Annotated in this window: 13 protein-coding genes; 7 read left to right on the top strand and 6 right to left on the bottom strand. The window is 53.3% G+C overall.

Annotated features, from left to right (window positions below; translation table 11 throughout):
* Positions 1-78: 78 nt before the first annotated feature.
* Positions 79-1,431, bottom strand: a complete 1,353-nt coding sequence (gene gdhA, locus ACT3UM_RS10480) for an NADP-specific glutamate dehydrogenase (RefSeq protein ID WP_498898537.1) — start codon at positions 1,429-1,431, stop codon at positions 79-81.
* Between the two features lie 332 nt (positions 1,432-1,763).
* Complete coding sequence (locus tag ACT3UM_RS10475) at positions 1,764-2,240, bottom strand: LabA-like NYN domain-containing protein (protein WP_498898535.1); 477 nt, start codon at positions 2,238-2,240, stop codon at positions 1,764-1,766.
* Positions 2,241-2,470: 230 nt separating this feature from the next.
* Here ACT3UM_RS10475 and ACT3UM_RS10470 point away from each other — a divergent pair, with 230 nt between their 5' ends.
* The gene (locus ACT3UM_RS10470; RefSeq protein WP_498898533.1) at positions 2,471-3,778 is read left to right on the top strand and encodes an MFS transporter; all 1,308 of its coding nucleotides are present in this window, start codon (positions 2,471-2,473) and stop codon (positions 3,776-3,778) included.
* Between the two features lie 188 nt (positions 3,779-3,966).
* Positions 3,967-6,114: a 5-histidylcysteine sulfoxide synthase gene (gene ovoA / locus ACT3UM_RS10465; protein ID WP_498898530.1), complete on the top strand. Its 2,148-nt coding sequence runs from the start codon at positions 3,967-3,969 to the stop codon at positions 6,112-6,114.
* On the opposite strand, the gene ACT3UM_RS10460 is transcribed toward ovoA, so the two are convergent.
* The gene (locus tag ACT3UM_RS10460; protein WP_498898529.1) at positions 6,115-7,203 is read right to left on the bottom strand and encodes an ADP-ribosylglycohydrolase family protein; all 1,089 of its coding nucleotides are present in this window, start codon (positions 7,201-7,203) and stop codon (positions 6,115-6,117) included.
* A 98-nt stretch (positions 7,204-7,301) separates the two neighbouring features.
* Here ACT3UM_RS10460 and ACT3UM_RS10455 point away from each other — a divergent pair, with 98 nt between their 5' ends.
* The 5 genes from ACT3UM_RS10455 (at position 7,302) to ACT3UM_RS10435 (ending at position 14,811) form a co-directional block, all read left to right on the top strand.
* The gene (locus ACT3UM_RS10455; protein ID WP_498898527.1) at positions 7,302-7,532 is read left to right on the top strand and encodes a hypothetical protein; all 231 of its coding nucleotides are present in this window, start codon (positions 7,302-7,304) and stop codon (positions 7,530-7,532) included.
* Between the two features lie 870 nt (positions 7,533-8,402).
* Positions 8,403-9,281: a carbon-nitrogen hydrolase family protein gene (locus tag ACT3UM_RS10450; protein ID WP_498898525.1), complete on the top strand. Its 879-nt coding sequence runs from the start codon at positions 8,403-8,405 to the stop codon at positions 9,279-9,281.
* 185 nt (positions 9,282-9,466) lie between these two features.
* Positions 9,467-10,939: a biotin carboxylase gene (locus ACT3UM_RS10445; protein ID WP_498898523.1), complete on the top strand. Its 1,473-nt coding sequence runs from the start codon at positions 9,467-9,469 to the stop codon at positions 10,937-10,939.
* A complete protein-coding gene (locus tag ACT3UM_RS10440) occupies positions 10,936-11,985 on the top strand; it encodes a C45 family autoproteolytic acyltransferase/hydrolase (RefSeq protein WP_498898521.1) in 1,050 nt (349 codons plus the stop codon). The genes ACT3UM_RS10445 and ACT3UM_RS10440 overlap by 4 nt, the downstream gene beginning before the upstream one ends.
* Before the next feature lie 48 nt (positions 11,986-12,033).
* Positions 12,034-14,811, top strand: coding sequence for an aminotransferase class I/II-fold pyridoxal phosphate-dependent enzyme (locus tag ACT3UM_RS10435; protein ID WP_498898519.1), 2,778 nt, complete (start codon positions 12,034-12,036; stop codon positions 14,809-14,811).
* Between the two features lie 141 nt (positions 14,812-14,952).
* Here the strand turns inward: ACT3UM_RS10435 and ACT3UM_RS10430 are convergent, their stop codons facing one another.
* The 3 genes from ACT3UM_RS10430 to ACT3UM_RS10420 all read right to left on the bottom strand — a co-directional run bounded on the left by ACT3UM_RS10430 (position 14,953) and on the right by ACT3UM_RS10420 (position 19,028).
* Positions 14,953-15,573, bottom strand: coding sequence for a LysE family translocator (locus tag ACT3UM_RS10430; protein ID WP_498898517.1), 621 nt, complete (start codon positions 15,571-15,573; stop codon positions 14,953-14,955).
* A gap of 609 nt (positions 15,574-16,182) precedes the next feature.
* Entirely contained in the window at positions 16,183-17,148 is a 966-nt protein-coding gene (locus ACT3UM_RS10425; RefSeq protein ID WP_498898515.1) for a GGDEF domain-containing protein, read from the bottom strand.
* A complete protein-coding gene (locus ACT3UM_RS10420) occupies positions 17,148-19,028 on the bottom strand; it encodes a putative bifunctional diguanylate cyclase/phosphodiesterase (protein WP_498898513.1) in 1,881 nt (626 codons plus the stop codon). The genes ACT3UM_RS10425 and ACT3UM_RS10420 overlap by 1 nt, the downstream gene beginning before the upstream one ends.
* Between the last annotated feature and the right edge of the window lie 203 nt (positions 19,029-19,231).

Genomic DNA, 19,231 nt, shown 5'->3' with positions numbered 1-19,231 from the left:
CAATAAAAAACAGCCCTTCCCCAATAAAGGAAGGACTGCGTGCTTTTAGAGTATAAGCGATCTATAAAATAAAGACGATCAGGTCACTCCTTGCTCAATCATGGCGTCAGCTACCTTCCTGAAGCCTGCAATGTTGGCGCCTAGTACCAAATTGGTTTTATCACCAAACTCTTCGGCGGTCTCTGCGCACTTGCGGTGAATATTGGCCATAATCTGTTTTAACTTCTGGTCGACTTTTTCCAGTGACCACTGCTCCATGCTGCTATTTTGTGCCATCTCTAGCTGGCTGGTAGCGACGCCTCCTGCATTGGCGGCCTTGCCGGGTCCATAGGCAATCTTAGCGTCTAGAAAAAGGTCGACGGCCTCTTTGGTAGAAGGCATGTTGGCCCCTTCACTGATACACGTTATGCCATTAGCGAGTAGGATTTCCGCATCGCTTTCGGTCAGCTCATTCTGGGTCGCACAGGGGAACGCCGCATCGGCTTGAATGCGCCATACGGCATGCCCGCCCTGGGGGTAGTCACGTGCAGAAATGTAGTGCGCGTCAGGGTGCTCGTGTAAGTAGGCTTCTAACGAGGTGCGCTGCTCTTCTTTGAGCTGTTTGAGTAAGCCTAAATCAATACCGTTTTTATCGTGGAGGGTGCCACGTGAATCGCTGCAGGTGATCGGCTTAGCACCCAGTGCATATAGCTTCTCAATGGTATAGATGGCGACATTACCCGCGCCGGAAACGAGGCAGGTCTTGTCGCGCAGCTCTTCTCCACGGGCAGCCAGCATGTTTTGCGCAAAGTACACCGCGCCATAACCGGTGGCCTCTTTGCGGCCAAGCGAGCCTCCCCAGTTAAGCCCTTTGCCGGTTAGCACGCCTTCATAGTGGCCGGTGAGTCGCTTGTACTGACCAAAGAGATAGCCAATTTCACGCGTACCGACGCCAATATCACCAGCGGGCACATCGCAGTGAGGGCCAATATGGCGGTAGAGCTCGCTCATAAACGCCTGGCAAAAGCGCATGATCTCGTTATCCGATTTTCCTTTCGGGTCAAAATCGGCACCGCCTTTCCCGCCGCCTATCGGCAAGCCGGTTAACGCATTTTTGAAAATTTGCTCAAAGCCGAGAAACTTTATGGTGCCCGAGGTAACGCTGGGGTGGAAACGTAAGCCGCCCTTGTAAGGGCCAAGGGCAGAGTTGAACTGAACGCGATAGCCTTTGTTGACCCGCACTTTCCCAGCATCATCTACCCAGCTTATCCGGAACATGATTTGTCGTTCGGGCTCGACTATTCGCTCAATAATGCTGTGGTCATGATAGTAATCACTTTGCTCAAGAAGCGGGCGCAGGCATTCGAGCACTTCTTCGGTGGCTTGATAAAATTCTGACTGTGCAGGGCTGCTTTTATTAAGTCGCGTTAGCGTATCGTGAACGTAGGGCATCGGGGCATGTCATCATCGTTATTCAACAGAGTAGTGGCTGGCCAGAGCGTGTGAATATTTAACTGGCAGCACCCTGCTGTGCATAGCCTATGCCGGTTCGGTATGGGCAAATAGCGCGGGAAATTTAGACTAAAGTAGGCGATAGAGTGGTTCGCTGCGCTTATTTTTCAAAACTCAGTAAACGATGGATAAACGTTTTTGAAGAGGTTGATGCTTTTTTATTGCGTCGAGATGCGCTGCCAGCCGAAAACCTGTCACGCCGGCCTCTTGCGGTGGCCTGCTGTTGGAAAGAGTTATCAAAGGCAGCGTAGTGACTTTTTCATGAATGTAATTTAACCAAGCAGGAGTCCTGTATCGATCGCGATAAACTCGCTGGCCTCATTGATGAGTGACGCTGCAGTAAGCGGGGGAACACCATAAACCTCGACTCTTTTTCCATGCTTAACACGGATTTTTTTGACCAGCAGATCAAAGTCGCCGTCGCCGGATACAAGCACAACAACGTCTGCCTGTTCTGCGTACTCCATGGCGTCGAGCGCAATGCCCACGTCCCAATCGCCTTTTGCGGAGCCATCCGCGCGCTGAATAAAAGGCTTTAGCTTTACTTCAAAACCAATCGCTCTGAGGATGTTTTGAAACTCTCGCTGCTTTTGGTCGCCTCTATCAATGGCGTAGCAAATTGCTTTCACCACGTTTCTATTAGCGGTGGCTTGGGCCCAGAATTTGTTGTAATCAAAGTTGCGGCGATACGACGCTTTAACTGTGTAATAGACATTTTGGATATCGACAAATATCGCGACGCTCGTCATAAAAAGTAACCTTTTCCCCGTTAGTGATCAGGTTAAACGGTTTGAGTGGATAAATGTATCTGCTTGCCATGAGTATTATCGCGACAGCAACCCCGATAACTTGCCGAACAACGCCGTAAAGCGCCCCTTCCGTATCCAATGTCGACACCGAGGTGTGCAGATAGCCATCGGGACAACTAGGCTGTCAGGGGATTTTCTTTTATGTAACACGCGGCCGAGGAGTCGTTAGTATGAGAACCTTGTCGAACATAGGGTTTGCCATCTTCGGTGCCGCGTTGGTCGCGATTAGTTACGGGCTGGCGCGCTTTGCGTTTGGGCTGTTTGTGCCCTCCATCAGCGCCGAGCTGGCGCTCACACCGTACCTCATTGGTATCATCGGGGCACTGCCGTTTATCAGCTTTGTGCTGGCCACACTGGTGGCACCGCTTGCCGCTGATCGGCTCGGTGCGCGTAATCTGGCGATGCTTTCGGGTGGTTTTGGGGTGAGTGGTCTGGGGCTGATCAGTCAGGCGTCAGGCCCACTTGCACTGGGTATTGGGGTGTTTATCTGCGGTATCTGCACCGGTTTGATGATGCCCGCACTCACCGCCGCGATGCAGGCGCTAGTGAGCCGGACGATGCACGGGCGCGTCAGTTCCATTATGAACGCAGGCACCAGCGTGGGGATTATCGTGGCGGTGCCGACGGTGGTATTTCTGTCGGACGCGTGGCGTTTGACCTACACGATCTTTGCCGTTCTGACCGGCATGGGGGTGGCGGCGGCATGGTACTTCATTCCTTCAGTATCAAGGGTGGTTCCCGCCAACGCTGCACCGCCGCCGCCCATCACCCGGTTGCAGTGGTCGCGGCTAATACGGCTTACGCTATTCGCCTTCGCCATGGGCTTTGTGTCTGCGCCGTACTGGCTTTTCGCCCCCGACCTGGCGGTTACCCTGGGTGCGCTGCCCGCTAACCAGACCGGTTGGCTGTGGTTTGCGGTGGGTATCGCTGGGCTCGGCGGTGCCGTGGTGAGTGATTTAGCCGATCGCAATAACCCGCCCATTACCCAGGCATTGATGCTGATGATGCTGTCTTCAAGCTTGGCATTGCTGGCCGCTAGCCCCAGTCAGTTACCGCTGGCCATGTTTTCCGCGATGGTCTTCGGGCTTGCCTATATGAGCTTAACGGGACTGTATCTAATGACGGGTATCCGGCTATTGCCGGGGCGACTATCAATGGGGCCAGTACTGCCGTTTATGGCCTGTGCGCTTGGGCAGGCGGTGGGCTCTCCGGTGGTGGGTATATTGGTGGATGGCGTTGGCTATGCGGAGGCGTTTTCGATCTTCTCCGTGGTGGGCATCCTGGTTGCGGTGCTATCGCCCATCTATCCAGGCCATATCGATTACTGGGCAGACTGGACAGACGAAACGGTAGAAGAAGCACAAGAAGAGCAGCCGATAGCTGAAGATACCGGCCTTCAAGCAGCCTATGACCACCAATTGCTGGATGAAAATGGCGAACCCATCGAACCCGCGGTAGAAGAGAATGATACGCCCTGAGTATCTTGTTGTTAGGTCGTATTAAAATGAACGGCGAGCGATTATGCCTGTGCCAAGTGTTGACGAAGGCTGTGCTGGAAAGTCTTGTACAACTATCGCTAGCTTTTGTACGGGTTTTTGGTTTTTAATGTCGTCATATGTTTACCTATGCCAACCATCGTCGTTTAAAGATAAAGGCGCTCTAACCTATGACTTCCATAAGCTCGCCATTGGGGCTACAAGACACGTCCTCAACTCACCTTTTTCCCCGCACTGTGAAGTTGGCAGGCAACGATCCTGAAGCAACGCGTCGAGAGATTGAAGCCTGCTTCACGTCCACCTTTGACCGCTATGAGTCGCTGTTTACTACGCTTGCGAGTGAAGAGGCGTACATTCGTAAGCCCATTGCCCTCAGGCATCCGCTGATTTTTTATCTGGGGCATACCGCAACGTTCTTCGTCAATAAGCTGGTGCTGGCCAAGCTTCTGCCTGCGCGGATAGACCCCAATATGGAATCTATTTTCGCCGTAGGCGTCGACGAAATGAGCTGGGATGATCTTAACGAAGCTCACTATTCGTGGCCGTCGGTCAGTGAGGTGATGGACTATCGCGCCAAGGTGCGCGCAGCGGTGCTCAATTTGATTCGCGAGCTGCCGGTTTCGCTACCCATCGGCTGGGAGAGTCCGTTCTGGCCTATCGTCATGGGGATCGAGCACGAGCGCATTCATCTTGAAACGTCGTCGGTGCTGATTCGCCAGCAGTCGATTGATCTGGTTACTCCGCAAGCTGTCTGGGCGCCCATTCGCACCGCCGGTGAGCCGCCGGAGAATACGTTGATCACGGTTCCCCAGGGTGAGGTTGTGCTTGGTAAGTCGTTTGACGATCCCTGGTACGGTTGGGACAACGAGTACGGCCATCACCGTGCTGAGGTTGAAGAGTTTAAGGCGAGCCAGTTTCTGGTCAGTAACAGCGAGTTTCTTGAGTTCGTTGAAGCAGGAGGCTATTTAACCGACGCCTTCTGGTCGGAGGAAGGCTTGGGTTGGCGCAAGTTTGCCAAGGCGACCCATCCGACGTTCTGGGTATGGAAGAACGAGTGGTTTCTGCGCCTAATAACCGAAGAGGTGGAGATGCCCTGGGATTGGCCTGTCGAGGTCAATTTCCACGAGGCCAAAGCCTTCTGTAACTGGAAAAGCCAACAGACGGGGCAGCCTGTGCGTATGCCAACGGAAGACGAGTGGCATCGTCTGGCGGAGGAGGCGGGTGTCTCAGAGCTTGAAAGTGATCAACCGGCCAACGCCAATCTGCATTTGGATCACGGCGCCTCTTCTTGCCCGGTAACGCGCTTCCAGCATGGCCAGTGGTTCGATGTGGTGGGCAACGTTTGGCAATGGGTGGAGACACCGACCTACCCGTTCCCAGGCTTTGATGTGCATCCGCTCTATGATGATTTCACCACCCCGACCTTCGACAATCAGCATAACCTGATCAAGGGAGGCTCCTGGATCTCCTGCGGCAACGAAACCCGCCTCAGCGCGCGCTATGCGTTTCGCCGCCACTTCTTCCAGCACGCGGGTTTCCGCTATGTCGTGTCGGATGCCGAAGTTAAGCTACCCAGTGCTTATTATGAAAGCGATGCACGCATGGCGGAGTACGCGGAATTTCATTACGGCGATGAGTGGTTTGGGGTTGCCAACTTCCCGCAGGCCTTGGCCAACAAGGCGCTAGCCGCCATGGCCGGTCGTCAGAAGAAACGCGCTCTGGATCTGGGCTGCGCCAGCGGGCGCGGCAGCTTTGAGCTGGCCCGCGAGTTTGAGCACGTCGATGGGGTGGACTTTTCGGCCAACTTTATCCGTCAGGGCGTGGAAATGGCGGAGCAGAAAGTGCTGCGTTATACCCGCACCGAAGAGGGTGAGTTGGTCAGCTATCAGGAGCGCACGTTGGCCAGTCTGGGCCTCGAGGAAGTCGCCGATCGCGTTAGCTTCCATCAGGGCGATGCGTGCAACCTCAAACCGCAGTTTAGCGGCTACGATTTGGTGTTGGCCGCTAATCTGATCGACCGGCTATATAAGCCCTCCCAGTTCCTGCAAAGCATCCATGAGCGCATCAATGCCGGTGGCGTCTTAATGATTGCTTCGCCCTATACCTGGCTGGAAGAGTACACGCCGATGGAGGAGTGGATTGGTGGCTTCAAGAAAAATGGCGAAAACTTCAGCACCCTGGATGGCCTGAAGGAGCTGCTCGAGCCCCACTTCAAGATGATCAGCGATCCCGAAAAAGTGCCCTTTGTGATCCGTGAGACCATGCATAAATATCAGCATAGCCTTTCGGAAGTCACCCTGTGGGAGCGTCGCTCCTAACTAGCCTTTCAAAGTCAGGCCTTCAATGGCCCGGTTAATCGACGCGTGTTCGGTTAGCCGGGCGAAGAGGCTGCCAGCCTCTTCGCCATTGATTAAGCCAAGCAAGACGCCCAATACAGCACCTCTGTGCACGCTGTCGCCGCCGACTTCTGCGTTGATCTGTAAGGCGCGCAGTGGTTCCTGGTGGTACTTGCAGGCCAGGTAGAGTACCGCGGGCCAAGCATCGGTGATGTAGCAAGCGGTGGAGAGCACTTTGCCGATCACTTCTCTCTCAGGGCGGTCGCTGTCTATCAGCTTTGTTAGGTCTCGCCTGGGTAAGCCACGGGTTGCTTTCAGCAGCAGTTCCAGCACGTTGGTATTGTCATCACGGAACAGTAGCGCGTCGATCAGCTCAACGTAGGCATCGCAAACATCCGCTAGAAAGTTGTCCGGATGGGTCAACGCCAGGTGGCTGCGGCAAAGCTTGCGGGTATCGGCCAGCGAAGTGCCTCTTAAGCGTTCGCCAATTGCCAACGGAGCAATAGTGATCAGGCCGCCAATGGAAGGCGTGTCGTGGGTAACGGCGCCGCATTTATGAGGAAGTTGGCCTTTTTCGAGATTAGCGAAAAAGCCGCGATGGTAAGACTCGGCGTAGGTATCCGGATGGGACGGTATCTCTGCGGTCATTAGGCGGATATAGGCCTGCAGAAAGGTGTCGCGGTCATAGTGCTGATCAGGCGCGTCCATTGTTTGCATCAGTGTCAGCGCGCAATAGGCGTTCAGCGTGTTATCCCCAGGCTGCATGCCTTGGTGGTAGTGCACGTTTGGGCGGTTCCAGTATGACTGCTTGCCTTTAAGAATCACATCGCCAACGATCTCGCGCTGTGCGGAGCTAACAGCGCGTTTGCGCCCACCGCCGCTGGTGGAGTGCATGGACATAATCGATGACGGATGAAACTCCGGCGGCGCTGCAAACGTGGTGATTCCGCTTGGAAACGCACGGTCGATATCGTGAACGTTGTAGAACCAATGCACGGGCATCGCCAGTGAATCACCAATAAACAGATTTCTAAGCGCGGCAATAGCCTTGGAGTGCACGTTATCGGTCATGGATACGCTCTTCTAAGTGTGTCTTGCCATCTTATGGGTAATATTCAAATTAGCGAACGGTGAGCGATCAACGCTTAACCACACAGGGAGATAGGAAGATGCCATCACGATGGCGTAACCGTCATGTTGGGTTTGGGCTTCTGCTTGGCGTGCTTGGGCTGGTGTATATAGCGAGTATGGCTAAAAGCGGGTTGGCAGAACTGCCGCATGTTTTGGCGGCACTCACCGTGCTAATTCCGCTGACCATGTTCGGAGTGGTGCTGCGCAGTCCTTGGCCTGCGGCAGCGGCGCTGATTGTTTTGGTTTTTATCAATATAACGCTGAGCTAGGGCCAGCCCTAAGCCCGATAAATCCATACCCACCCATGGTCATGATATTGGTTTGTTGATGCCATTGTGATGAAACCAACACATTCCGGCCAGGTTCAAGAAAGTGCCTGACGTTGGAGACAGGAAAGTCCTTCTTCGCTATCGGGCGTGGCATAAATAACCTCCGATTAGATTGGTTATGCGGTTGGGCGTCGCATCACGGTCATCAGGTGTCGACTAGTGGTCGACAGCATCGTGTAGCTGGATCCCCAACACAAGAAACGTAGTAAACAGAATCGCCAGCTGTGGCGCCAAGGGCTGAATCTGGTTAATAAACTGTGGCATGAAGGCCATAAAAGAAGAGAATGCTTTTGGCATTTCATAGCGTCACCCAAAATGCCTTTGCGGTGCCTTTATGGACGTTCGGCTACCGTGCAAGAGGGCGAGCAGTTCGCCCTTACCTTGGCACATATCAGTTGAAAGACCGTCAGTGCATTTAATGAAGGCAATGTTGCTTTTCGTGAGCAACAATATACGAATGTTTAGGATTACGTTAAGCGGTCGTCCACACTTGAAAACCCCTTACTTTTTAATGACTTTTTTATATTAGATAAATCGCACTTTTAATTTATGTTTCGTTGACACTCTGAACGTTGCTATTTTCAAAGCTCTAGACTTACGCGCGCAAAAAAACCAGTATGAAAATGCATTGTAAAAAACTGTTAGGAGATGAAGGTGGCCGCCTAGCAAATTCTGCTTATCACTATGAGACATTGCTAATAAATATCAACAATTAGAGCAGTAATGCATCAGGGGCTCACCCATAGTAGCAGTCGAGAGGGGTAGAGCATTGGAAGACACAACGAAATTGCTTAACAAGGAGGGATTACGATGACCTACTTCACTATTGCCGGTGTCCAGATGCATGCCCTGCACCATGGCGACAACACCGATGCTATGCGCAATCGCATTGATGCGCTCATGAACCGCTTTCCTCAGGTACAGATGGTTCTCTTCAGTGAGCTGATGCCGATGGGAGCGTCGCCTCACTATGCCATGCCGATGCCCAGCGAAGTTGAGCAATTGTTCTGTGCCCTGGCCGAGCAATATCAAATCTGGTTGATTCCCGGCTCGATGTTCGAGCAGACCGAGGCGGGGGTCTTTAACACGACGTCGGTGATTAACCCTCAGGGCCATGTTATCGCCCGCTATCGTAAACAGTTCCCTTTCCGCCCATACGAGGCAGGCATCGAAAGCGGCACCGAGTTTGTGATCTTTGATGTGCCCGAAGTAGGTCGCTTCGGCGTTTCGATCTGTTACGACATGTGGTTTCCCGAGACTACCCGAACTCTTGCGGCCATGGGCGCCGAGGTGATTTTACACCCCACTATGACCGACACCATCGACCGCGATATCGAGCTCTCCATAGCTCGCACCAACGCTGCTGTTAACCAGTGTTACTTTTTCGATATCAATGGTGCGGGGGCCCTCGGCAATGGTCGCTCCATCGTAGTAGGGCCATCAGGTGACGTTATTCACCAGGCAGGCATTGGCGAAGAAGTCATGCCGATTGAAATTGATTTAAACCGAGTACGGCGTGAACGTGAAAACGGACTTCGCGGCCTTGGGCAGCCGCTCAAAAGCTTCCGGGACCGCCAAGTGAATTTTACCCTTTATGCAAGCGAAAGCGGCTCCTCCCCTTTTCTGGATACCTTAGGGCCGCTAGCCAAGCCGGTGCGTACTGATCTTGTTACGGCACCGAAAATTTAAGCTGGGCAATGGCCGTGACAAGGAGACCAACAATGGGATTTTTGCTGGATATGCTGCGCCGACTTCTGGGGTTAGCGGCAAGTAACCCCGCGGCAATAGATGACGCAGCTGAGCCATCAAATCACCAAGAAGAAACTGCAAGGCATGCCGCTCGCCTTCATTCCGCCACCCAGGGAGCATCAACCATGAGTAAAATCACTTCCATTGCCGATGTTCGTCGTCACTTTCGCAATAACAAAGAACCCATTTACTTTATCTCGGCCACTAATTTTAATCTGCTGGGGATTGGCGATTGGGTGAGTAACTTCCGTCATATCAACTATATAGATTGTTTCGAGGGGCGGCAGCGTAACGTCTTCGTGCCTAAAGGAAAATTTCCCCGCGATTTTGAGGGCATTGAAGACATCAACAACTACTTGCTTGAGCATAAGGAAGTCATCGATTTTTTGAAGTCGCGGGCCACCGGCGATGACGCCGGTACGGCGGCTTTCCTGATGTTTGATGAGCATACCGAAGCGGTCTGTAAGCAGTTGGGGCTCAAGATTGCCTTTCCCCCGGCGACGCTGCGTCAACGCATGGATAACAAGATCGAGACGGTGCGCATCGGCAATAAAGCCGGGGTGCCTAGCGTGCCTAACGTATTGACAAAAGTAGGCAGTTATCAAGAGCTTTGCGACGTCAGTAAGGAGCTTGGAACCGACCTGGTGGTGCAAACCGCCTTTGGTGACTCGGGCCATACCACCTACTTTATTGCCAGCGAAGGCGACTATTACAAGCACGCCGAAGAGATCGAGGCAGAAGACGAAGTCAAGATCATGAAACGCATTAATTGCCGTGGCTCAGCCATTGAGGCCTGTGCGACTCGCTGTGGTACGGTTGTTGGCCCTTTGATGACGGAGCTTGTGGGCTTTAAGACGCTAACGCCCTACAAGGGCGGCTGGTGCGGCAACGAAATGTTCGCCGGTGCCTTCACCCAGGACGTGCGCGATAAGGCGCGGGAATACACCTTCAAATTCGGCGAGGCGCTGCGCGAGGAAGGCTACCGTGGCTATTTCGAGCTCGACTTCCTGATCGATATCGATACCGACGAAGTCTACCTCGGCGAGCTTAATCCGCGGGTCACCGGCGCCAGTTCGCTGACCAACGTGGCGGCATTCGCGCACTCCGATATTCCGCTGTTTTTGTTCCACCTGCTGGAGTTTTCAGACCTCGATTTTGACCTTGATATTGACGATATAAACGAACGTTGGGCGCATCCTGAGAGCGTCGATAGCTGGAGCCAACTGGTGATCAAACACACCGACGAGAGCGTTGACCTGCTGACCCAGGCGCCGAAGACCGGTGTATGGCGTATGGGCGACGATGGCAAGATTAGCTACGATCACTACAGCTACCATCCCCACGCCGCCGAAAATGAGCAGGAAGCCTTCTTTATGCGCATCAGTGGGGCGGGCGATTTTCGCTATGAAGGCGCAGACCTAGGTATTCTGATCACCCGTGGGCGCCTTATGGACGATGACTTTAATCTCAACGAGCGCGCCAAGGCCTGGATCGAGGGTGTTCGCGGTGAATATGCTGGTCAGGCGCTTCAAGACCCTGTCGTGGAGGAAGTTGCCGTGAGTCATGCCATCGGCGGTGGCAACTTCAAAATTCTGTGACTATTCCCAACGAAGAAGCCTCTACGGGCAAAAATCAGAGTGGCGGGCAAGAAAAGTCGCTGATGTTTCGCAGTGTCTATGAGCCGCTGCCGGGGGCCAAGTGGCAGTCGATGTTTTACTATCACTGGCCCGCCTACGCTCAGTGGTACCTGAGTGCAGGGGAGCGCGAACGACCGGCCTATCTTGCCTGCTACAATGCGCTGAGCCAGCATATGCCTGAACTTCTCGGCACTTACCGCCAACTGTGTGAGCTTGCCGGTGGCAGCGATCTGGCCGCGCGGCTGCTCAGCCTATACCGGCCACCGCCCTATATTACTGGCTGCTCCCAGGCGGTGCTGGCGAGGCCGGGGTCAACGCTGCTGGCGCGTAACTATGACTATCCGCCGGAACTCTGCGAGGGCAATATTCTTTATACGCGCTGGAATGGCCAGGGCGTGATTGCCATGTCTGACTGCCTCTGGGGCGTGCTCGACGGCATGAATGAGTCGGGGCTGGCGGTATCGCTGGCCTTTGGTGGACGCACCGTGGTGGGCGACGGCTTTGGCGCGCCTATCATTTTGCGCTATATCCTCGAATTCTGTACCACAGTGCCTGAAGCCGCTGCGGTGCTCTCCCGAGTGCCCACGCATATGGCCTATAACATTACGGTGACCGATGCCTGCGGCCGCTATGTGACGGCGATGATCGCGCCCGATCGGCCTGCCAGTATTCGGCGGGTACCAGTGGCCACTAACCATCAGAAAAAAATTGAATGGTATGCCCATGCGCTCGCCTCAGAGACGTTGATTCGTGAACGTCAACTTTCGATTCTAGTAAGCGACGAGATCACCACTGAAGCACGTTTAATATCGGCTTTTTCGTCACCACCGCTATTTCGGCACGACTATGCTCGAGGGTTAGGCACTGTCTATACCGCTCTCTATTGGCCACGGGAAGGGCATGTTCAGGTTCGCTGGCCGGGCAAGTGCCTGGATCTTAGCTTCGCTAACTTTCCTGAAGAGCAGCTAGAGGTGCACTACGGCGCGCGCAACCTGAATAGTGCCTGATGGTCGGCTGCCAGATAGTCGTTAATCAAATTAAGTACGGGTATTGTTATGCCAGAAAATAACTTAACCGAAACGTCTTACACTGCCCTGGGTTTTTACCACAAGATCACCCAACTGCGGGCTGACACCTGGAACGCGCTCAAGCGTGATCTCGGCCAGCTGGTGCGCATAAATGACGAAACCCGAGCCAAAAACCTCGTTAAAGCCATTGGCATTAAGCTAACGCGCCTGGAAATTATCGAGGATTACCATGCTTTCCCCTCCAAAGAAGACTTCCGTCACCTTTGGCTGCTGTTCGAGCGCAAGGAGTATGCCCTGCTCGATAAGGTGGTCAAGCGGCTAGTGAGGGCGCTGATTAGTGAATCCTATCGCCGCCGCCATGTTGACCTGTCGGATAGCGATGCAGGCGCCGAGGACATGGAGACCATGGACGCCCTCAACCAGCTCCGGCGCGGTCACCCTGCCTCCAACAGTTCCGCCCAGCCTTACTTCGAGCTGCTGATTGTCGATAACCTCTCGATACAGGAAGAGGAGGTGGTGCGCGAGGCTTTCCACAACATGCGCCGCCCTGAGGACAAGTTCGTTTACGACGTCGTCACGGTGAGAAGTTTTGAGGATGCGCTGATCGCGGTGCTGGTTAACCCCAACATTCAGGCCTGCCTGATTCGCTATGAGTTTCCCTATAAGTCCAAATACAACCTAAGCGCGCTGCGCAACTACCTGGCAGGGCTGTCGGAGAGCCATCTCGATCATCAAACTGAAGCCGAGCGCAGCATTCTTCTCAGCTCAATGATTAACGAGCTGCGCCCCGAGATCGATCAGTTTATGGTCACCAGCGGCGATGTGGAGGCCACGGCAAGTCGCGATATCCGCTACTTCAACCGTATCTTCTATCGCGAAACTGACTATATCGAGCAGCACCACACCATTCTGCGGGCTATCGACAATCGCTACCGCACGCCGTTTTTCGATGCCCTGCGCGAATACAGCAAAAAGCCCACCGGGGTATTCCACGCCATGCCCATTTCCCGGGGCAAGTCGATTACCCGTTCCCACTGGGCTGGGCAAATGATCGATTTCTACGGGATCAATATCTTCCTGGCCGAAACATCGGCTACGTCTGGCGGGCTCGATTCGCTGTTGCAGCCTTACGGACCAATCAAAAAGGCTCAGGAGTACGCCGCCCGAGCGTTCGGCGCACGGCAAAGCTTTTTTGTCACCAACGGCACCTCGACGGCCAACAAGATTGTGTTGCAGGCGCTGGTCAAGCCTCGAGACATCGTGCTGATTGACCGCGACTGCCACAAATCTCACCACTACGGCATGATGCTGGCCGGCGCCGAGGTTAGCTACCTCGACTCTTACCCGCTTAACGACTACTCCATGTACGGGGCCGTACCGCTGCATGAAATTAAGAAGATGCTGCTGGGCTATAAACGCGCTGGCCAACTGCATAAAGTCAAGATGCTGCTGCTCACCAACTGCACCTTCGATGGCGTGGTGTACAACGTCCGTCGGGTGATGGAGGAGTGCCTGGCAATCAAACCAGACTTGGTTTTTCTTTGGGATGAGGCGTGGTTTGCCTTTGCCGGATTTAATCCTACTTACCGGCCACGTACTGCCATGCATGCGGCCCGCACTCTGCGCGAACTCTACAAAAGCGAGGAGTATCACCAGGAGTATGCGGATTGGAAAGCGTCGTTCGACGCCCTCGACCCCGAAGACGATGCTACCTGGCTAGACCAGCGTCTGATGCCTGACCCTGAAACGGTGCGCATTCGCGCCTATGCCACCCACTCCACGCACAAAACGCTGACCTCGCTTCGTCAGGGCTCGATGATCCACGTCTACGATCAGGATTATCGTCAGAAGGTGGAGGCACCTTTCCACGAAGCTTACATGACACACACTTCAACGTCGCCCAACTACCAGATCATTGCCTCACTGGACGTGGGGCGAATGCAGGCGGAGATGGAAGGTTTCGAGCTGGTGCATGCCCAGGTTGAGGCGGCAATGTCGCTGCGTGAGCAGCTTTACAGCCATCCGCTGCTGCAAAAGTATTTTCGAGTACTCAAGAACAGCGATATGGTGCCTGCGGCGTATCGTGAATCCGGGGTTGAGTCCTACTATGACCCGGTCACCGGCTGGGACAAGATGGAAGAGGCCTGGGCCCGTGACGAGTTTGTGGTTGACCCCTCCCGTGTCACCATCGCGATTGGTGCCACGGGGATTGACGGTGATACTTTCAAGAATGAATACCTGATGAACAAGTACGGTATTCAGATCAATAAGACCTCGCGTAACACCGTGCTTTTTATGACCAATATCGGTACCACCCGTGGTTCTATCGCCTACCTGCTCGACGTGTTGATCAAGCTGGCTAAAGAATTCGAGACCCGTTGGGAAGAGAGTAGCCGACCCGAGCGCAAGATTATCGAACATAACGTGCGTTCTTTAACCCAGGATTTGCCGCCGTTACCTGATTTTAGCCGCTTTCACGACGCCTTCCGGGCGAACCCTGACACCCCTCAGGGCGATATCCGCACCGCCTACTTCCTCGCCTACGATGAAGAAAACACCGAGTACCTGCGCTTTGACAATAACGAAGTGCAAACGCAGATGCGGGCAGGCCGAGATATCGTCTCCGCGAGCTTCGTGATTCCTTACCCGCCGGGTTTTCCAGTGTTGGTGCCTGGGCAGGTGATCAGTGAAGCGATCCTTACCTTTTTAACGGCCCTGGATGTGACAGAGATTCATGGCTATCGACCTGAGTTGGGTCTATTGGTGTTTACCGAAGAGGCGTTAGACAGCCCGCGCGCTTGCTGAGCCATCTCTCTTGGTGGCCAAGCACCCCAGTAGGTGTGAGGCTGCCAAACGGCCACTATGATCTTGAGGCTCATCGCTGTTGGTTTTTTGTTCCGCGAGATGAGACGCACAGCATTGGCCGAGATAGGCGAATCAGATTGTTTAGGCAGCAGGGCGGCGCATCACGGTCATCAACACCCCTGCGCCGATTAAGCTACCGGCACCGCAGCGGTGTAACAGCCGTCGAAACCTGGCGTTCATCAGCTGTCGGCTGGTTGTGGAGAGCAGTGTATAGCCGAGATCTGAGATAAGGCCTATCACAAGAAAGGTGGTAAACAGAATCGCCAGCTGGGGCGCCAAGGGCAGGGACTGGTTAATAAACTGTGGCATGAAGGCCATAAAGAATAGAATGCTTTTGGGGTTCAAGAGTGTCACCCAAAAGGCCTTTGCAGTGCCCTGCTTAACGCTGGCCCCAGCGGCTTCCAGGTTATTCAACTGGCCAGATTCACGCCACATCTTGATGCCTAGGTAAAGTAGATAGATCACTCCAAGCCACTTCACAAGCGTGAATAACTCAGCCGACGCCATCAACAGGGCGCCTACGCCTGCAAACGAAAGAGACATAGCCACCAGGTCGCCCAAGAAAAAGCCGGGCAGCATCGCCAGAGCCGCCCTGCGGCCTTGATTGATGCCGGTCATGACCAGCAGGGCAACGGCAGGGCCGGGGGCAGCGATCACCAAAAACGAAGCCAACACAAACGACAGCCAAAGCTCAATCGACATAGCGTTAATCTTCCAGTTGTTGAATTATTAACTAAATCTCGCCATATAGTTGTAAGCCCTGAAGTGCCGCGTGGCAATTCTACCTACAGATTTGTTGCGCCATTCCTTTGAGACAACGCTTCTCTTTTTACACTTGAGTACCGCGATGTGACACACCCACTGACGGCTAACCGATGCTACCGATTATTCGATAACCTGCAATCGGACGCTTAGGTAACCCGCAATTAGACGCTGCTAAAGGACTGGTATAGCCACTGAATGGTTTCATCGGAATAGTCAATTGTTTGCTGTGCTGTATGTAAACAGTAAAAAAACAGATCCCATGACATTGATTAGAAGCATATCAGATAGATGGACAGGAGATCTGTAGACACAAACTGATACGGTGTGTTTCTCGAAAGCTGCGCCTGTTTTCGGAATCTGTGGGGAAGGCATAGAAAGAATAGTCGGCTACTGCATGCCAACCAGAGCGTTAGTGGTGGACGCTGTTAGTTTGAACGCGCACTCCTTGGCGCTGTTCTGGATCGGTTTTTTTAACCTGTTTACCTAACTGAGACTGGCAACGTCATCAGGTATGCCTGCATATGCGCGTTTTCAGTAGTATCCCTACTAACTTTCACCAACAACCTGATCACGACCATGGTGTTTGCCCAGATACAGTGATTTATCGGCGCGGTGAAGGATACTGTCTTCTGTGGGGTCATCCGTGGCGAAGCTGGACACACCGCAAGTAATGGATATATGAAAGGTGCTACCGGCTTCGGTCTTAAAGCCATGGTTTGCCAGTGTTTGTCTGATATCTTCAGCCACGGTCACTGCCGCTTCCGATGTCACCTCAAACAACAGTACGGCGAACTCTTCGCCGCCCAGGCGTCCGACAATGTCGGTTTCTCTAAAGCGTTCCAGAAATAGGCGGCAGACTCGCCTCAGTACCCGGTCCCCCATAGCGTGGCCATAGGTATCATTGACCGCTTTGAAGTGGTCGACATCAAAGAGCAGCACCGCTGCATTCTGACCGCTGCGCCGGAAATGGGAGTAGGCTTGCCGTAGGCGCTTCATGAAATAACGCCGGTTAAACACTCCTGTCAGGTCATCGGTGATGGCCTGTTTTCTTAGCTTTTCTTCAAGTGATTTGTGCGCGGTGATGTCATGCAAAGTGCCGATAAGAATATCGAGGTCTTCTGGCGATGTATTATCGGCAACTTCATGCAGCCAGCGGATGTTGCCGTTTGGCTGGATAATTCTGTACTTGATATCAATTAGCCGGGTGTCATGCATTTCCAGCAAGGCTTTGGCTACTTTGCTTTGATCCTGGGGGTGCACCATCGCCATGAATGCGTTTTGATCGGGAACAAAACATCCTGGCTCGACGCCAAAAAATTCATAAACCATGTCAGACCAGTACACGTCGCTAGCGGTTAGCGACATTAACCAATAGCCTAAACGACCTACCTCGTTTATTTTTTGCAGCATTCGAACATGCGTCTGCCACTCCTCCAGGGTAGAAGGCGTGGCGAATGTCTGGGAGCCAGATGGGTGGCTGCTTGGGAAGTTTATGTGATCCCTCTTGGCCATTAAACGACTGCCGAATGGGGCCATGTGTGCAGCAATGCCAACGCCTTGTCCGCATCTACCGGTCGACTAAACAAGTAGCCTTGCAGCATATCGCAGCCAAGTTCGTGTAATACCTTTTGCTGCGCTTCATACTCGACGCCTTCAGCGATAACCTCCAGGCCGAGACCATGGGCGATGCGAATAATGCCATTGACAAGGTTGACTGCTTTTTTGTCATGGGGCAGGTCATCAATAAAGCTTTTGTCGATTTTCAGCACGTCGACAGGCAGCCGCTTTAGATAGTTCAGCGATGAGTAGCCGGTGCCGAAGTCATCTAGCGCCAGGGAGATACCACTGTCTCGCAGCTTGCCCATGGTTGATACGGCGGTGTCGATATCGGTTAGCAGGCTCTCTTCGGTAAGCTCCAGCGTTAGGCGCTGCGGAGTCAAGCCATGCGCCTGAAGCGCTTGTAAAATATGCTCGACAAAGTTGCGCTGATAAAACTGGTTCGCGGGGATGTTGATACCCAGTTTTAGCGGAGGGTCATGGGGCTTTAGCGGCCAGTGAGGCGCTTTTTCACACACGCATTCCAGCGACCAATCAGTCAGTAGTCGAGATAATCGCGTATTTGTTTCGGCAATGGGCACAAACTCGCCAGGGCTAACGGTTCCCAGCTTGCGGTCTTGCCAGCGCGCCAAGGCTTCGAATCCGATCACTTGGCTGCCGTCGGCAAGCACCAACGGCTGGTAGTGCTGATGTAACTTTTTGCCGAGCAGTGCCGACTCTAGGCGTTGTTCAATCTTGTGGCGGCGTAGCGCGCTTTCTTCAGTGCGCTGGGTAAAAATATGGATGCCTTCATAAGTTTTAGGCCCTTTTAGGGCCGTCCGCGCCCTTTCAAGCAAGTCATCTGGGCTAATGCCGTCATCCGGAGAAACGCTGATACCCACATCAATACTAGGCCGTATGGTATGTCCATTCAGGTCAATGGGGGTATTTAGCTTTTTAACGATGGGTTTGATCACATTAAAAAGATCGCGCAGCGAATAGATAGAGACCACTGCGCCGAAGCGATCATTATCCATACTCCCCGCTGCCAGTACGTCGGTATCGGGAGCGGTGAGGCGCTCGGCAAAATGTTTAAGAATGGCGTTGCGATTTTCGCGCCCGTGGAGCCGACTGATTTCGTCGAGATTATTGATACGCAGGTGCAGAACAACCAGGTGGTACGACTCTACTTTGGCTAGGTGAATTAAGTTATCGAGGGTTTCCCCAAACAGCATTTCGTCGGGTAGCCCGGTTCGAATGTCTCGCTGATTAATGCGACTAGCCTGCTGACGCACATTAAGCAGTTGTGACCGGAGATTAATCTGTTCTTCGACAATTTTGCCAAAGGCAATCAGCCAGGAGCGCTCGACTTCACTCAAGGCGCGCGGTTGGGTGTCACTAATGCACAGGGTGCCAACGGCTTGCCCGCTAGGGCCGTAGAGAACAACCCCGGCGTAAAAGCGGATATAAGGAAACGCTGTGACGGCCTTATGGTGACGAAAGAAGTCACTATCCAGCGTGTCAGATACTTCAAGGTAACCATGCTCAAGGGCGTGTACGCAAAAAGAGTGCTCCAGTGAGACTTCGCGTGTCTCCATGCCAATCGATGATTTATGCCATTGGCGATTCTCATCAATTAGCGTAATCACAGCGATAGGTGTATTAAAGACCTGAGAGACTATGCGGGTGTAGCGGTCATAATGCTCTTCTTGGAAGGTATCCAGGATATTGAGCGAACGCAGCTCGGTCAGCCGAGCGTCCTCGTCTTTAAGACGGGTAAAGCGGGCGCTATTGTCATCCATAGAGGGTGCCTGATGGGGAATGAGCACAAGGGTGGTGACGCCGATGGCATTCACGCTCTTGCTTTGAACGAGACTGTCGTTTTATTTAATCAGTCTTACTGGTATTTTTCAAATTTAACTCAGGGTTTATATGTAGTCTCTGTCGGCGCTGAAAAGCTTTGTTATCATAAGCGGCTGACGCGATGGTAGTGAGTATTCACATCGAAAAGAGATTTGAGCGTTTTTTATTAGCAGTGACAGGGAGCGTTCTAATAGGC

This window comes from Halomonas sp. AOP13-D3-9 (genome assembly GCF_052379125.1).
Taxonomy (GTDB): domain Bacteria; phylum Pseudomonadota; class Gammaproteobacteria; order Pseudomonadales; family Halomonadaceae; genus Vreelandella.
This window is presented reverse-complemented; position numbering and strand designations above follow the sequence as displayed.

Bases quoted from the DNA above. Each gene is read 5' to 3' on its own strand.
- gdhA (WP_498898537.1), bottom strand. From the start codon at position 1,431: ATGCCCTACGTTCACGATACGCTAACGCGACTTAATAAAAGCAGCCCT.
- ACT3UM_RS10475 (WP_498898535.1), bottom strand. From the start codon at position 2,240: ATGACGAGCGTCGCGATATTTGTCGATATCCAAAATGTCTATTACACA.
- ACT3UM_RS10470 (WP_498898533.1), top strand. From the start codon at position 2,471: ATGAGAACCTTGTCGAACATAGGGTTTGCCATCTTCGGTGCCGCGTTG.
- ovoA (WP_498898530.1), top strand. From the start codon at position 3,967: ATGACTTCCATAAGCTCGCCATTGGGGCTACAAGACACGTCCTCAACT.
- ACT3UM_RS10460 (WP_498898529.1), bottom strand. From the start codon at position 7,203: ATGACCGATAACGTGCACTCCAAGGCTATTGCCGCGCTTAGAAATCTG.
- ACT3UM_RS10455 (WP_498898527.1), top strand. From the start codon at position 7,302: ATGCCATCACGATGGCGTAACCGTCATGTTGGGTTTGGGCTTCTGCTT.
- ACT3UM_RS10450 (WP_498898525.1), top strand. From the start codon at position 8,403: ATGACCTACTTCACTATTGCCGGTGTCCAGATGCATGCCCTGCACCAT.
- ACT3UM_RS10445 (WP_498898523.1), top strand. From the start codon at position 9,467: ATGAGTAAAATCACTTCCATTGCCGATGTTCGTCGTCACTTTCGCAAT.
- ACT3UM_RS10435 (WP_498898519.1), top strand. From the start codon at position 12,034: ATGCCAGAAAATAACTTAACCGAAACGTCTTACACTGCCCTGGGTTTT.
- ACT3UM_RS10430 (WP_498898517.1), bottom strand. From the start codon at position 15,573: ATGTCGATTGAGCTTTGGCTGTCGTTTGTGTTGGCTTCGTTTTTGGTG.
- ACT3UM_RS10425 (WP_498898515.1), bottom strand. From the start codon at position 17,148: ATGGCCAAGAGGGATCACATAAACTTCCCAAGCAGCCACCCATCTGGC.